Source organism: Vibrio syngnathi (genome assembly GCF_002119525.1).
Lineage (GTDB): Bacteria > Pseudomonadota > Gammaproteobacteria > Enterobacterales > Vibrionaceae > Vibrio > Vibrio syngnathi.
This window is the reverse complement of the sequence record NZ_CP017916.1, coordinates 3073634-3088675: the sequence shown is the minus strand read 5'-3', so window position 1 is coordinate 3088675 and position 15042 is coordinate 3073634. Positions and strand designations below refer to the sequence as shown.

Annotated in this window: 17 protein-coding genes; 15 read left to right on the top strand and 2 right to left on the bottom strand. The window is 41.6% G+C overall.

The window, feature by feature from the left end; translation table 11 throughout:
- Nucleotides 1-71: 71 nt before the first annotated feature.
- A complete protein-coding gene (gene coaBC, locus K08M4_RS14025; protein ID WP_086050244.1) occupies nt 72-1313 on the bottom strand; it encodes a bifunctional phosphopantothenoylcysteine decarboxylase/phosphopantothenate--cysteine ligase CoaBC in 1242 nt (413 codons plus the stop codon).
- 223 nt (nt 1314-1536) lie between these two features.
- Between coaBC and radC the strand changes: the two genes are divergently transcribed.
- The 10 genes from radC (at nt 1537) to K08M4_RS13975 (ending at nt 9733) form a co-directional block, all read left to right on the top strand.
- The gene (gene radC / locus K08M4_RS14020) at nt 1537-2211 is read left to right on the top strand and encodes a RadC family protein (protein WP_012603038.1); all 675 of its coding nucleotides are present in this window, start codon (nt 1537-1539) and stop codon (nt 2209-2211) included.
- Nucleotides 2212-2503: 292 nt separating this feature from the next.
- Nucleotides 2504-2740: a 50S ribosomal protein L28 gene (gene rpmB, locus K08M4_RS14015; protein WP_004728407.1), complete on the top strand. Its 237-nt coding sequence runs from the start codon at nt 2504-2506 to the stop codon at nt 2738-2740.
- Nucleotides 2741-2753: 13 nt separating this feature from the next.
- Nucleotides 2754-2921, top strand: a complete 168-nt coding sequence (rpmG, locus tag K08M4_RS14010) for a 50S ribosomal protein L33 (RefSeq protein WP_002535344.1) — start codon at nt 2754-2756, stop codon at nt 2919-2921.
- Between the two features lie 255 nt (nt 2922-3176).
- Nucleotides 3177-3743 carry a hypothetical protein gene (locus tag K08M4_RS14005; RefSeq protein ID WP_086050243.1) on the top strand — a complete coding sequence of 189 codons (567 nt, stop codon included), beginning with the start codon at nt 3177-3179 and terminating at the stop codon, nt 3741-3743.
- 2 nt (nt 3744-3745) lie between these two features.
- Nucleotides 3746-4555 (top strand): bifunctional DNA-formamidopyrimidine glycosylase/DNA-(apurinic or apyrimidinic site) lyase, encoded by an 810-nt coding sequence (gene mutM / locus K08M4_RS14000; protein ID WP_086050242.1) that lies wholly within the window; start codon nt 3746-3748, stop codon nt 4553-4555.
- A gap of 208 nt (nt 4556-4763) precedes the next feature.
- Nucleotides 4764-5714 carry a glycosyl transferase family 90 gene (locus K08M4_RS13995; protein ID WP_086050241.1) on the top strand — a complete coding sequence of 317 codons (951 nt, stop codon included), beginning with the start codon at nt 4764-4766 and terminating at the stop codon, nt 5712-5714.
- Entirely contained in the window at nt 5711-6766 is a 1056-nt protein-coding gene (gene waaF, locus K08M4_RS13990; RefSeq protein WP_009847976.1) for a lipopolysaccharide heptosyltransferase II, read from the top strand. Before K08M4_RS13995 ends, waaF begins: the two co-directional genes overlap by 4 nt.
- A gap of 13 nt (nt 6767-6779) precedes the next feature.
- Nucleotides 6780-8099, top strand: coding sequence for a lipid IV(A) 3-deoxy-D-manno-octulosonic acid transferase (gene waaA, locus K08M4_RS13985; RefSeq protein ID WP_086050240.1), 1320 nt, complete (start codon nt 6780-6782; stop codon nt 8097-8099).
- Entirely contained in the window at nt 8096-8836 is a 741-nt protein-coding gene (locus K08M4_RS13980) for a glycosyltransferase family 25 protein (RefSeq protein ID WP_086050239.1), read from the top strand. Before waaA ends, K08M4_RS13980 begins: the two co-directional genes overlap by 4 nt.
- Before the next feature lie 3 nt (nt 8837-8839).
- Nucleotides 8840-9733, top strand: a complete 894-nt coding sequence (locus tag K08M4_RS13975) for a hypothetical protein (protein ID WP_086050238.1) — start codon at nt 8840-8842, stop codon at nt 9731-9733.
- 1 nt (nt 9734) lies between these two features.
- Here K08M4_RS13975 and K08M4_RS13970 read toward each other — a convergent pair whose 3' ends face one another.
- Complete coding sequence (locus tag K08M4_RS13970; protein ID WP_086050237.1) at nt 9735-10457, bottom strand: 3-deoxy-D-manno-octulosonic acid kinase; 723 nt, start codon at nt 10455-10457, stop codon at nt 9735-9737.
- A 71-nt stretch (nt 10458-10528) separates the two neighbouring features.
- Here K08M4_RS13970 and K08M4_RS13965 point away from each other — a divergent pair, with 71 nt between their 5' ends.
- From K08M4_RS13965 to K08M4_RS13945, 5 genes are read left to right on the top strand one after another with little or no spacing between them, the layout of a single operon-like run.
- Nucleotides 10529-11629: a glycosyltransferase family 9 protein gene (locus K08M4_RS13965; RefSeq protein WP_086050236.1), complete on the top strand. Its 1101-nt coding sequence runs from the start codon at nt 10529-10531 to the stop codon at nt 11627-11629.
- Nucleotides 11622-12686 carry a glycosyltransferase family 9 protein gene (locus K08M4_RS13960; RefSeq protein ID WP_086050235.1) on the top strand — a complete coding sequence of 355 codons (1065 nt, stop codon included), beginning with the start codon at nt 11622-11624 and terminating at the stop codon, nt 12684-12686. The genes K08M4_RS13965 and K08M4_RS13960 overlap by 8 nt, the downstream gene beginning before the upstream one ends.
- A gap of 9 nt (nt 12687-12695) precedes the next feature.
- On the top strand, nt 12696-13184 hold the full coding sequence (coaD, locus tag K08M4_RS13955; protein ID WP_086050234.1) for a pantetheine-phosphate adenylyltransferase: 489 nt from the start codon (nt 12696-12698) through the stop codon (nt 13182-13184).
- Nucleotides 13185-13202: 18 nt separating this feature from the next.
- Nucleotides 13203-14159, top strand: coding sequence for a glycosyltransferase (locus K08M4_RS13950; protein ID WP_198299299.1), 957 nt, complete (start codon nt 13203-13205; stop codon nt 14157-14159).
- A complete protein-coding gene (locus tag K08M4_RS13945; RefSeq protein ID WP_086050233.1) occupies nt 14149-15036 on the top strand; it encodes a WaaS/CpsH family glycosyltransferase in 888 nt (295 codons plus the stop codon). Before K08M4_RS13950 ends, K08M4_RS13945 begins: the two co-directional genes overlap by 11 nt.
- The last annotated feature ends 6 nt before the right edge of the window (nt 15037-15042 follow it).

Genomic DNA, 15042 nt, shown 5'->3' with positions numbered 1-15042 from the left:
TCCTAGTTTTGTAAGACCTAGGTCAACAGAATCGAGAGGTGTCAGCGTATTGTCAGGGTAAAATTGTGCGTTTATACGTCAATAAGCTGTTGGATCTGATTAAGGATCTGGAATCCAAGAGAGTCTTTGCTATCTAGAGGTAGAGATTTATCGCCACCTTTCCAATAAAGGTGCAACTCATTACGACTACTATTAAAGCCTTGGCCTTCGACAGAGACATCGTTAGCACAAATCATATCGAGGTTCTTTCTTTCCAGTTTTCCGCGCGCATACTTCTCGACATCTTGAGTTTCTGCTGCGAAGCCGACAGTAAATGGACGATCTTCAGTCATTGAGGCAACGGAAGCCACAATGTCTGGGTTCTTAACCATTTGAATGGTCATGTCATCTTTACCATCGACTTTTTTAAGCTTCTGGTCTGCAATGCTCTCTGGGCGGTAATCGGCAACCGCAGCGCAGCTGATGAAAATATCGTGTTGAGCAGCATTGGCACTAACCGCATCAAACATCTGTTGTGCGCTGTCGACATCAATGCGATTAACCTTGTTTGGCGTCGTTAATGAAACCGGGCCGCTAATTAGAGTCACAGTGGCGCCTTGTTTCGCGGCCGATTCAGCCAGTGCATAGCCCATCTTTCCCGAGCTATGGTTAGTAATGTAACGAACCGGGTCGATCGCTTCGCGAGTTGGACCCGCAGTAATTAACACAGAACGGCCAGCAAGCGGCTTAGGTTGGAAGAAGTCTTCACAACGATGTACGAGTTGCATTGGCTCTAACATGCGACCCATACCAACATCACCACAGGCTTGCTCACCAGCCGCGGGTCCCCAGATTTCACAGCCACGACGTTTTAACGTTGCGATGTTCTCTTGAGTTGCCGGGTGGCTGTACATCTGTTGGTTCATTGCTGGGGATACCGCAACTGGCGCATCGGTTGCTAAAACCAGAGTGGTCAGTAGGTCGTTACCCATTCCTGCGGTCATGCGCGCAATCAGGTCAGCGGTTGCGGGTGCTAATAACACGAGGTCAGCCCATTTCGCCAGTTCGATGTGCCCCATCGAAGCTTCAGCCGCAGGATCAAGCAAACTATCAGACACTGGCCTTCCAGAGACGGCTTGCATGGTGAGAGGAGTAATGAACTCCTTAGCCGCATTAGTCATGACGACTTGTACTTGCGCACCACGTTCGATTAAGCGTCGAGTCAGTTCGGCACATTTATAAGCTGCGATACCACCACTAATGCCAAGGAGGATTTTTTTTCCAGCTAGGCCTTGTTGGTCAGCGTTATCCAGTTGATTAACCAATGTTTGCATGATTCTGTTCCTTAATTTCTCTGGGACTAACGATATCAGAACAAAGGATTAGTGCCTAGAAGCAGAATTGGAACAGGTTTGACACTCATCAAGTTGATGTTATCAAACTTATCAATTACACGGTTTTGCTAGGCATTAGTCTTCTTTATAACGCTGTGGAAGCTATCCGTAGACAAACGGATTAGGCTGATGGATCGTATTCATCACCCTAGATAGCCTTTATATGCCTATAAGTAAAATGCCTGTTGAGTCGATGCCAAGAGAAAAGTTACTGAGTAGAGGTCCTGACTCCTTAAGTGATGCGGAGTTGTTAGCTATATTTCTTCGGACGGGCACACAAGGAATGAACGTTTTAGAGCTATCAGACAAGTTGATCAAAGATTTTGGTTCGCTTCGCCATCTTTTTTCTGCAACGGAGGCCGAGTTTTGTGCCCATAAAGGGATGGGGCAGGCGAAATATGTCCAGTTGCAGGCTGTTTTGGAGATGACGCAACGTTATTTGGCCGAGACTTTATCTCGAGGGGATGCACTAACTAGCCCAAGTCACACCAAGTTGTATCTTTCGAGTATATTGCGTGATCGCCAGCGAGAAGCCTTCTATATATTGTTCCTAGATAACCAAAACAGAGTAATAAAGGATGAAGTGATGTTTGAAGGAACCATCGATGCAGCATCTGTTTACCCAAGAGAAGTGGTTAAACGGGCACTTCATCATAATGCAGCCGCTTTAATCCTAGCGCACAACCATCCTTCCGGTGTCGCAGAGCCAAGCCAAGCAGATAGGCGAATTACACGTAGATTAACCGACGCATTGGCACTAGTGGACATCCGAATTCTCGACCATTTTGTCGTTGGAGATGGCGAAGTTATCTCTTTTGCAGAGCGCGGATGGATTTGAATCACATTTTAGGTTGTTAGTTGCGTTAAATCTGCTATCATTCCGCCCACATTTTAGAACCTTAAATCAGCTCTGATTACTCAAATAGCTGCCCTGTTCAAAAAAAGATCACGAAATCCTTAAAAAGGATCTGTTCGGGTCTTGAGCAATGCATGTCAAGTTAGTATAATACGCGACCTTTGATAGCCTTGAATGGATTTTCCATTATGGTTTTTACCTCTATTTTCAGAATTGATAGAGAGGTTCGGCCACCAAGGTTGATATCGAGCTGAAACGATTTGGAGAGACATTCATGTCCCGAGTATGTCAAGTAACTGGTAAGCGTCCAGTAACGGGTAACAACCGTTCACACGCACGCAATGCTACCAAGCGTCGTTTTCTGCCGAACCTACAAACTCACCGTTTCTGGGTAGAGAGCGAAAAACGTTTTGTTAAACTACGTCTAACTGCTAAAGGCATGCGTATTATTGATAAGAAAGGCATCGATGCTGTTCTTGTTGATATCCGTGCACGTGGCGAAAACGTTTAAGAGGAATTAAGCAATGGCTAAAGGCATTCGTGAGAAAATCCGTCTAGTATCTTCTGCTGGAACTGGTCACTTCTACACAACTGACAAGAACAAGCGTAACATGCCAGGCAAATTTGAGATCAAAAAGTTTGATCCAGTAGTTCGCCAGCACGTTATGTACAAAGAAGCTAAAATCAAGTAATTGATAGCCCCTTTGTCTCTTCTTTTATAGAAGAATAAATTAAAAACCCAGCTTATAGCTGGGTTTTTTTATGCCCAAAATTTGGGAAGCCCCAGTGTTTTTGATAAGGGTAAGCATTATTGGCTCAATTTGGCACCTACCGTACAGACGTTACACTTGCCGATGAGCTTATGTGATAGAAAATCACTCAGGATAGAATGTGTCGCCATTTTCACGATATACTGAACACTCAATAGGTTAGATGAGCAGAATCAGATGAGATATCGTGGACGCCGGTGGAACAACATACTCATGTTCAGTGTGATCGCTTTTATTGGCGTGTTAAACCTTCCAACTTTGATCAAAACGTACCTTATCGAGCCTGAACCTGAAGTTAAGGTCAGCGGTTCTTATCCTTCTCTTTTAAATCCAGCAGCTGAGCTTCAAGCTTTGCATTTTGCTAATTGGTCAGTTGTACTCGAAGACGATCATTGGGCTTATCAATTTAAAGACATAGTGCTTCCTCAAACTACCAGTGCACAAGAGTTGTCACAGAGATGGCAGGAACTTGTGGGCACCGAAGTTGACTCTCAAACCTATACCGATCTCTCACCACAATTGAATACCCCGCACACCATTGAGGTGTGGTATCAAGATCAAGAAGAACCACAACGTATTACTTATTATCAACTACCTCAGTTCTGGTTGCTAAAAAACTGGAATGATCAGTGGTTAGCGGTGTCTATTGAAGAAAGCTACCTGTTTCCAGAATTTAGCTCAGAAGATTCATTTAAATCAGACAAGCTATCTATATCAGATGAAGCATCTCTATCGGACGATTAACTATGCCTGAATTACCCGAAGTTGAAGTAAGCCGCATGGGGATCTCGCCTCATTTAGTTGGCGAGACGATTAAAACGCTTACCTTTCGTACCCCCAAGCTGCGCTGGGATATCCCACAAGAGCTTAAACGATTAGAAGGGCAGGTGATTCGCTCTATCTCGCGTCGCGCAAAGTACCTACTGATTGAAACCGATATGGGCACAGCCATTGTTCACCTTGGTATGTCTGGCTCACTGCGCGTGTTAGACGCAGATTTCTCGCCAGCAAAACACGATCACGTGGATCTTAAGCTAACCAATGGCAAGATATTGCGTTACAACGATCCGCGTCGTTTTGGTGCTTGGCTATGGTCGGCGCCTGATGAGATACATACTGTACTACTTGGCTCTGGTCCTGAGCCGTTAACCGATGACTTCAACGCAGATTACATTGCCGAGAAAGCAGAAAAGCGTAAGGTTGCCGTCAAACAGTTCATTATGGACAACAAAGTCGTGGTCGGTGTGGGTAATATCTACGCCAATGAAGCTCTGTTTTCTTCACGAATTAATCCTTTGCGCTCTGCAAGTAAGGTTACAAAACAAGAGTGGCTCTTGTTAACCAAAGAGATCAAGCAAGTACTCGCGACGGCTATCAGACAGGGTGGAACAACGCTAAAAGACTTTGCCCAAGCGGATGGAAAACCGGGATATTTTGCTCAAGAGCTGCAGGTTTATGGTAAGGCGGGTGAACAGTGTCCTAACTGTGAAGAGCTGATTCAGGAACTTAAAATAGGGCAAAGAAACACGTTTTATTGCTCTAGCTGTCAGGTATAGATGTGTCCTTCTCAATACAGAAGTTGATATCACTTGAAGCTGTGTCTAGGGCACTTTATCTGATAAAATTACAGGTATTATTGTGGGATTTATCGTCTTCATTTCTAAAGGCAGAGTCTACCTCTAGAGCTTTGTAGATAATTCCTTACCTATGGCTGCTGACTTTGCCTTCGTTACATTACGCAAAAATAAAATATAAAGAGAAACTATGAAGATATTTTATTATCTAAAACATGCCTTGCTCTCTATCGCACCTCGTTTGTATTTTTCAAAACAGTTTGAAAAGCTGGAAAAGTCATATTCCGATCAAGCTGACTATATAAAAAGCAGAGTAAATTATTATGTGAAAGGGCTCGGCGACTTTGATAAGGCTAGTCTAAGCTGCGAGATTAGTAATTATTCTCGAAAAGGCTATACATCTTATTTCTTTGATCTTAAAGAGTTTCTTCATTATTTTCCAAAGTACTTTCGTTTCAGTTACTACTTTGGTGATGAAACGCATATAGAGCCAGTTCCAACGTTATTTAAAGCTCGTCCGATTGATGGGAACAATAGTAACTCTGTACTATTTAAATTAGATAAGCGTCGTCATTTCCGATTCGTGGATGATAGCTTAAGTTTTTCTGATAAAAAAAATATGGCCGTGTTTCGTGGTGCTGTGACTCAACCACATAGAATTCGTTTTATGGAAACTCTGTATGGTCATCCACTGATGAATGCAGGTCAATCGAATACTTCAGAGCAACACCCAGAGTGGCAACAGCCATTTATGACAGTAGAAGAGCAGCTTCAATACAAATTCATTATTTGTCTTGAAGGGAACGATGTTGCATCAAACTTGAAATGGGCAATGTCTTCAAACTCACTTGTCGTTACTCCAAAAATGAAATTTGAAACGTGGTTTATGGAAGGCACTCTGCAGCCAGGCATACATTATGTAGAGGTGAAGGATGACTGGTCGGATTTTGAGCAAAAAATCAAATACTATTTAGACAACCCTAAAGAGTCTGAACAGATGATCAAAAATGCGCATGAATACCTTGCTCCTTTCCAAGATGAACAACTAGAAAAATTGGTTTGCATTAAAACACTTCAAGAATATTTTAGACTATCTGGCCAAGCTATTAACGAACACGCTATTAACGAGCAAGACAAATGAAAATTCTGATTATTGGCCCGTCATGGGTTGGAGACATGGTAATGTCTCAAGGCTTATATATTGAGTTGCAAAGACAGTATCCTGACGCAAAAATTGATGTTTTAGCGCCAGCGTGGTGTAAGCCTATTTTGGAAAGAATGCCACAAGTCAATCAAGCTCTTGAAATGCCACTAGGGCATGGGCAATTTGATCTGAAATCTCGTTATAAGATCGGCAAATCGTTGAGGGAAGTACAGTACGATAAAGCGTACGTATTACCTAACTCCGCGAAATCAGCTTTGATTCCCCTGTTTGCACGCGTTCCTGAACGAGTTGGCTGGAAAGGTGAAATGCGTTTTGGTTTGCTTAATGACGTTAGAACCAATAAAAAAGCGTTTCAATACATGTTAGAGCGGTATGTAGCGTTAGCGCACCCTAAAGCTGAAATGACGGGTAGTGGTTGTTTAGGTGAATTGTCATCATTACCTTTTCCAAGCCTACAAGTTGTTGACTCCAGCCAACAAGAGGCTATGGAGCAATTTGGTTTAAACAATCAAAGGCCTGTCCTTGGTTTATGTCCTGGTGCTGAGTTTGGCCCTGCGAAACGTTGGCCTGATAATCACTTTGCAACAGCAGCGACAGCGATGATAAAGCAAGGTTACCAAGTGTGGTTGTTTGGCTCGGCTAAAGATCGTGAAGTAACCCAAAAGATAATCGAACAAGTCCCTGTTAATATGCAGCAGCATTGCTTCAATTTAGCTGGAGATACGAGCTTAATTCAGGCTGTAGACTTGATCGGGGCTTGTCGTACTGTCGTTAGCAATGATTCTGGGCTGATGCATGTGGCCGCTGCGGTGGGCTGTAATGTCGTGGCTGTTTACGGCTCTAGTTCACCTAAATATACGCCTCCGCTAACCAACAAACTGGCGATCATCAATACCGATATTGAGTGCCGACCTTGCTTTGAACGAACTTGTCCCAAGCAGCACCTAAAGTGCCTAACTGAGTTAATGCCGAGTAGAGTCATTAGTGCTATTGAGCAGTTTGATGTTATTTCTCAAGGCAAAATATAAATAAGGTCGTTATATGAGCATCGTCGTTCGTTGGGCCTATACTGCGCTACTTTTCCTTGTTAGCCCTATTCTGCTTTGGGGCTTATATCGCTCCAAAGCAAACAAACCGCCTTTTGGTCATCGCTGGAAAGAGCATTTCGGATTTACACCGCCTATTAAGAATAGACAATCGGGTGTGATTTGGATTCATGCCGTTTCAGTAGGGGAAGTGCTGGCGAGTAAAAAGTTAGTTGAACAACTGGCGATACAAAACCCAGATAAAAGAATACTGATCACTACAACAACGAGTACAGGCGCTGAGCAGGTCGAAAAGATGAGCGGTTCGATTAGCCATCGTTATATGCCTATTGATTTTAGTTGGTGTGTTCAACGTTTTATCAACCGCGTTCAGCCAGACAACATGCTCATTATTGAAACGGAATTATGGCCAAACACCATTAACACCGTTGCTAAAAATGATATTCCGATGATATTAGTCAATGGACGATTATCCGAAAAATCAGCCAGTAATTATCAAAAAATGAGTTCGTTAATTTATCCGACAATTTCTAAGTTAAGTTTAATATTGACGGTACACTCTGATGATAAATCTCGATTTGAGTTACTAGGTGCGCCGAGCGAAAAAGTCATTGTCACAGGGTCAATTAAGTACGATGTGTCGATTGATAATCATGTAATCGCACAAGGTGAACATCTTAAAAGTATTTTGGGACAGGATAGGCAAGTTTTGGTCGCAGCGAGCACTCATGCGGGCGAAGATGAACAAATATTTAGAGCTTATCAACAAGCCAAAATCCAACTGCCAAAATTACTCTTAGTGATAGTACCTCGTCACCCTGAACGGTTTGATTCAGTTGCTGAATTGGCCAAAAACCAAGGCTTAGTTTTGGTTCGTCGAACCGAAGTTGTTGACGAGTTACCGCTCGATGTCGACGTTTACTTGGGGGATACGATGGGAGAGCTTATGGTTATGCTTTCTGCGAGCGATCTTGTTTTTATGGGAGGAAGCCTACTTGGAAAGAAAGTAGGAGGGCATAACTTCATCGAACCTGCATTGCTTCAAAAATACTGCTTAACAGGGCCGAGCTATTTCAATTTTGCAGACCTGGCGAATCAATTGATCGACTCGAGCGCACTGTCTGTTGTAGCCGATGAGAATGAGCTTGCTTTACAAATGATCAGTGCATTATCCAAGCCTAAAGAGTTAATTGAAAAAGGGCGAATAGGCTATGGTATAGTTCAACAGAATCAAGGTGCGTTACAACAAACACTCCAATTGATACATCATTCAGTCACCAATAATCAGTCAACCAATATTGAGACATCACCATGATCAAAACTTTTGTTATTCATGTAAGCAAAGGCTACGAAGAACGTAGAAAACATATAGATAAGCACCTGCCAGAAGTGGGCATCACTGATTACGAATATATGTTAGCTGGTGATATCGATGATCTATCTGATGACGTTAGAAATGGTTTTTTTGACGACTCACTGAGGCTCCCTGAGAAGTCTTGCTTTTATAAGCACTACTTAGTGATGAAAAAAGTCGTAGAAGAACAAATTCCACAAGTATTAGTGTTAGAAGATGATGCTTTTTTAAATAGCGATTTTATTGAGCAACTAGAAGCTTTCCAAAATGAACTTCGTGGTGAAGAAAGGTATCTTGTCAATATTGAAGAGGCGTCGAGCTTAGTACCTGCATCAGTAAGAGTTCCAAATCAACATCTGTACTTGTGTAAAACGAACAAGCTTACTGGTGGTTTGCTTTATGACCTTAGTTTTGCTCGTGCAATGGTAGAGCATATGGAAAGCAATATAACTGACGCACCTATTGATGGCTATATTGGTAATGAGCGAACGACATTAGAGTACAATATTTTTTGGACACACCCACCTTTGGTTCGTCAGGGCAGTAAAACCGGTGCATTTGATAGTGAGTTGAGTGGTAGAACCTCAGGACTTTATGCGACGGTTAGAAGTTGGTTTAAAGAGGGATACCGAACTCATGTTCGAAGCCATGTCAGCAGCAAGCACAAAGCACTTTTTAAAAATATTACGAAGTACTAAATTATGAAATCAGAATTGGCTAGAAAACACTTAACATTTGTCATTTATGGCAATGATAGAACTTACTATCAAGGCGCAAGATTTTGCATTTTGTCTTTTTTAGCCAATTGGGTTGAGGCAAATGGAACTAGGCCTGAAATTTCTGTTCTAGCAGAAGAGCCTGAGCACTTCGCTAATATGCCAATTAAAGTGTTTCCGATATCGCCAGCTCAAAAGGCTGAATGGAGTCTAGACAATACTTATCACTTTAGAATCAAGAACCGCGGCTTAAAATATCTTTGTGATAATTTAGAGTTGAGTCCTGAAGATAAACTGCTTTTTTTAGATACAGATACGTATTTTAACGTGCCAACAAACGTCTACTTCGACTCTATATCGGATAAAAACGCGTTACTGTTTTGCTCTGAAGTGAACATCAATACTTTGCCAAGCACCAATGAATACGCACATATTAGAGATAGAGATATAAAGCTTATGGATGGCAGTGTCTACCGCACCAATCCAGACTCAGTTATGTGGGCGTCGGCAGTCATCGGTATCACCGGGAAACACACATCAGCTTTTGATTATGCCGATGTGTTGATTCAAGCGTTACGTCAAGAAGGGTGTGAGGCGCACACTTTAGAGCAGTTTGCGTTATCTGAAGCGCTCTCTACACAGGTGAATATTGAACCAGCGAAAGCTTGGCTCAATCATTATTCAACGAGTGGACGAAAAGACTGGGCGAGAACGGTGTTGGAACAGTTCTTTGAAGCACATGGAGATAAACCATTTGAAGAGCAAATACGCTTAGCTAAAGAAGTGTCCTTCAAGCGCCCTCTTGCTGAAGTGATTCGAGGGCATATCTATAAAAAGAAAAAGAAACTTCGTAAGTTATTTGGTTTGAAAGAAGAATAAATCACAGTTTCTCAAGGGTACTCACTTTGTACCCTTGTTCAATTTGTGAAAAATCAAAGTGCTGAGCATCAATCCTTCCTAATCGAACTTCTTTTTCGAATGAGCGCTCGAGTCGCTTTAGATTACTCTCTTTCCAGTTGCTGCCTGTCTGCGTTAAGCATTTATCAAAATCGATAATCCAAACCTTACCTGCTTTATCTACGAGAATGTTATGGATATTGAGGTCGGTATGATTGACCCCTGCATCGTGCATTTTTCGAATTTGATGGCCAATATCGTTGAAATGGGTATCGGATAGTTTTTTGTTCGACAATATCTTTACTAAGTCTTCTGCGTCGGAAATCTTTTCAATTAAAATATCGGCTTTGTAAACGATCCCTTCTCTCGATACCTTTGCAGCAACTGGGCTTGGGACATTAACGTTATGTTTAGCTAGAAGCTCAAGTAACATTAACTCTTGGTATGCTCGTGAGCTCTCTAATCCAGTAAATAAATAGCTGTCTCGAACGAGTTTTCCAAACAAGCCGCCGCGGTGATAATGTCGAAGAGCGAAATCGCTTTTTTCTCCCTTAACAAACCATGTTGTTCCTCTACCTTGAGCGTGCCCCAGTATTGCTTGATTCGCCTTCCAATAATCCACAGAAAAAGCCAATTCAACGTCTTCGGTGAGTAATTTAGGATTATACCAGTACGTTGTTTTATGGATTTGCTTTGTTGTAAACATGAATCACTGTCTCGTATTGGGGAGTTTATGGCATACTTGGTAGAACAGTATATCAAACGCCGAACAGATTAATGAACGATTCATGTAGTTACCAAAAAATATTAGTTGTTGCCACTCATTGCATTGGTGATAGTTTGTTGATCTCTGCTTTTACCCATAGTCTGAGAAAAGCGTTTCCGACCGCAACAATAGATGTGTTAGTGAATGCTAGAGGGGAGATGGTTTTTGGTACCAATCCAGACGTTGACTCTTTAGTTGAAATTCCGCCAAGAGCATCAATTAAGGACTATTACCGGATTTTAAAAGCGCATGGTCGATATGATTTAGTCATCAATGAAATGCTTAATGATAGAACCGCTATCTATAGTTTTATCTTTGGCAAGAAAAGACTTGGTGCAATTGATGAATCGCTTTCTGGAGCATGGGTTAAAAAGTTAATTTATACTCATTACATTAAAGAACAGCATCGTTTTGAGCATAAAATGAGTCGCGTTGCTCGTATGCTGGATACCATAGATGTTAATTGTATTGCACGGCTAGTCTCTCCCGAAGAGTTATTACCTTCAGCGGTTCAAAAGAGATTGCCATCAAACTACATTGTTGTTCATGCGCCATCCTCCAACGAAATTAAGCAGTGGCCAGTCTCGTATTGGGTTGAAGTCATCAATCGTCTGATATCTACAGGTTATAATATTGTCTTATCTGGCGCTAAATTAGAACGAGACGAGACCATTGTTGAACAAATCATTAGCCAAGTTCCTGAATCGAATCAACTGGTCAGTGTTTTGGGGGAATTATCATTAGCTCAAACCTCTGTATTAATAAAACACAGTGATGGTTTTGTTGGACCTGATAGTGGCCCGGGTCACCTCGCATCAGGTTACTCTATCCCAATTGTATCTATTATTAGCGTAGCGCCAGCAAGCATGTGGTCACCTTGGCCATATGAAGAGCCAATTGATGTAACGAACAATTTATACAGCAATGGTGTTAGCTCCCAAAGAGTCGCTAATATTCGACTTGTGCAATCTGAACGTAATTGCGTCCCTTGTTATAAAAACAGATGTCAAATTAGCGATGATGTCTATTCGCCATGCCTTCAAGATATCAAGCCAGATAACGTTGTTTCTGCTGTTCTAGAAATGATGCCATTGGAATCGATCAATGAATAACGCTCTTTCTGCTCCAAAATCTATTTGTATTCTGCGTTTATCTGCCATTGGTGACGTTTGTCATGCCCTTTCTGTGGTGCAACTTATTCAAGCTACCTATCCAGAATGTCAGATCACGTGGGTGATGGGAAAAATCGAAGCTCAATTACTTGGTGATATACCTGGAATTCAAGTTGTAGTGTTTGATAAAAAACGCGGCCTAAAAGGAATGAAAGAAGTATGGGTATCCCTGCGTCCAACTCGGTTTGATTATTTACTGCATATGCAAGTTGCATTAAGAGCCAGTCTGTTAACGTTAGGAATAAAGGCAAAAGTAAAACTTGGTTTTAGTTGGACACGTGCTAAAGAGGGGCAGTGGCTCTTTACCAATCGCAAGCTACCAAAAACGGACGCATCTCATGTGTTAGATAATTTTTCTGAATTTGCTTACTTTTTGGGATGTCCCAAACAGGTGCCGACATGGGATCTTGCTTTGTCTGATGAAGATCAAAGACTATCGATGGAGCTTGCGCATGAGCCGTATATTGTTATTAGCCCTGCCGCGAGTAAAGATGAGAGAAACTGGTTAGTTGAGCGCTATGCCGCTGTCGCCGATCACGCTTATCAGTTAGGCTTTAAAGTGGTTTTTTGTGGTGCTCCAACGGATAGAGAGCGCAATTTAACCGACAATATCTCTCAGCACATGACATCACCTTGTATTAACTTAGTAGGATCAACCTCGTTAAAGCAGCTTACCGCAGTGATTGGTAAATCCAGTGTTGTGATCGCTCCTGATTCAGGGCCTGCACACATTGCGACGACTCAAGGTGTCCCCGTGATTGGTTTGTATGCGCACAGTAACCCAATGCGAACAGGGCCTTACCATAGTTTAGACAGTGTGGTTTCTGTCTATGAACAGATTGCTGAAGAGCAACACGGTAAAGCGGTTGACGAGCTTCCATGGGGAACCCGAGTAAAAGGAAAAGATTTTATGGCTCTTATTTCTACAGAATCGGTGATTGAGCAGCTAGACCGTGTATTAGGCCGATTGAAAAACAAGAAAACATCCAGTGAATAAAGGAATGTCATGAAAATAGCAATATACCCAGGTACTTTTGATCCAGTGACTAACGGCCATTATGACTTAATTAAACGTGCCTCATGTATGTTTGAAAAACTTGTCATTGGTGTCGCAGAGAGCCCAAGTAAAGCCACCTTATTTAGCTTAGATGAGCGTGTGGCCTTATTGCGAGAAACTTGCCATGAATTACCTAATGTTTCCGTTGAAGGTTTTAGCGGTTTGCTGGTTGATTTCGCGACCGAGCAAAACGCCTCAATTTTGGTGCGTGGCTTAAGAACGACAATGGACTTTGAGTATGAATTTGGTTTGACGACAATGTATCGTCGATTAAAACCAGAACTAGAGAGCTTGTTTTTGACACCTTCAGAAGAGTTTGCTTTTTTATCATCAACATTGGTTCGTGAAGTCGCTATTCATGGTGGAGACATAGAGCAATTTGTTCCAGAGTGTGTTCATCAAGCTGTTGTCGCTAAAGTAAAAGCTTTTAAAAATTAAGTGATTATGAATATTTTAATGTATACAAGAGCCACGTTACCTGTGGTGAATTATGGTGGAACCGAACGAGTCATTTGGGACTTAGTTTATGCTTTGCATCTTGCCGGGCACCGAGTGACGCTGCTCGCTGGCAAAGGCACAAAGTGTGATTGGGCGAGAGTCATCGAGTATCAACCGAATGTACCACTGCAAAGTCAGCTTCCAAATGATATTGATGTTGTACATTTCCACTCTGATCTAGAGCCTATCTCTTATCCCTACATTTTAACGCAGCATGGTAATTCAGACGGCCCTATTGACCCTAATACCGTCTTTGTTTCATCTCAGCACGCAAAAAATCATGGTGCACAAGCTTATGTGTACAATGGCTTGAATTGGGATAACTACCAAAAGCCTAACTTTAACTTGAAACGAGAACGTTTCCATTTTCTTGGGAAAGCGGCGTGGCGAGTTAAAAATGTTCAAGGTGCCATTGATATTACCAAGAAAGCTGGCCAGCAGCTTGATGTCTTGGGCGGGCATCGCTTGAACCTAAAAATGGGTTTCAGGTTAACGTTAGATCGTCATGTTCGTTTTTTAGGGATGGTGGACGATACAACGAAATCTCAGATCATGACTCAGTCAAAAGGTCTGATATTCCCCGTGACTTGGCATGAACCGTTTGGCTTAGCGATTACAGAGAGTTTGTATTTTGGTTGCCCTGTGTTTGGTACACCCTATGGCTCACTGCCGGAATTAGTTTCTAGTGAGGTAGGTCTTTTATCGAGCTGTGAACAAGAGCTCGTAGAGGGGATCTTAAATTCTGACACCTATGATTCAGCTCGTTGTAATGAATACGCGAGAGATCAATTCAATGCCAATGTCATGGCTGCAGCGTATGTTAGTTATTACGAGAAGGTAGTTGAAGGTAATAAAGCCAATAGTGCATTAGGAAGTATTGTCGAGTCTTTTAAAAGGTTGCCTTATGAACGATAAATTGAAACCGAAACTGGTTTTTGTAGGCTATAAGCAACAGTATGAAAAACTAGAAATTGACGTCCTATCGTCTGATTATGAAAAGCATCATATTTTCCTAAGTAAGTGGCTAGTTAAATTGGTTTCCTTTTTATTTTTCTATAGTAAAAAACATTATCATGAGGCTTATGGAGCGATCATAAGACGAAAAATAAAGGCACTAAATGGCTTCGATGTCATATTCACCACCGACTCTTTGAGGGATATAAAGTCGATATCAAAGGTAGATGGGAGGAAGGTGATTGTTTTTAGAAATGTCACAGATGGAAGCCTGAACCATCATCTAAAAGGTTTCGAAACGTATACTTTTGATGAAGGTGATGCGGAAAAGTACAACTTTAAGCATATTTACCTACCTATGCCTCAACTTAAAATCATCGATGAGATAGCAAAATCATCTGATTACGATGTTTCTTTTGTTGGTGTTGATAAAGGAAGGAAAGAAAAGGTTCAAAAAATAAAAGATGCACTGGATGGGTTTAAGTGCAATTTTATTGTTTTTGACAAGAAACCGTCTTATTCCTATGTTGAATACCTAACCGTGATGCTCAATACCAAATGTGTATTGGAAATGGTTCTTGATGGACAGACGTCTGATACTATGAGGGTTAAAGAAGCGTTATATGCTCGAAAAAAAGTAATCACGAATAATACGAGTCTTTACAATCACCCTTTATACTCAAAAGATAACTTTCTTATATTTGACTCTCTAAATGAACTTGCTAGTAATATTGAAGGCTTTATCTCTAGCGACTTTGACGAATCAGTTTTGATTAAGCTTGAAGATTATACTGTTGATGGTTTTTATCACAAACTCCTATCTGGTAATGGCGAATAGACTCAT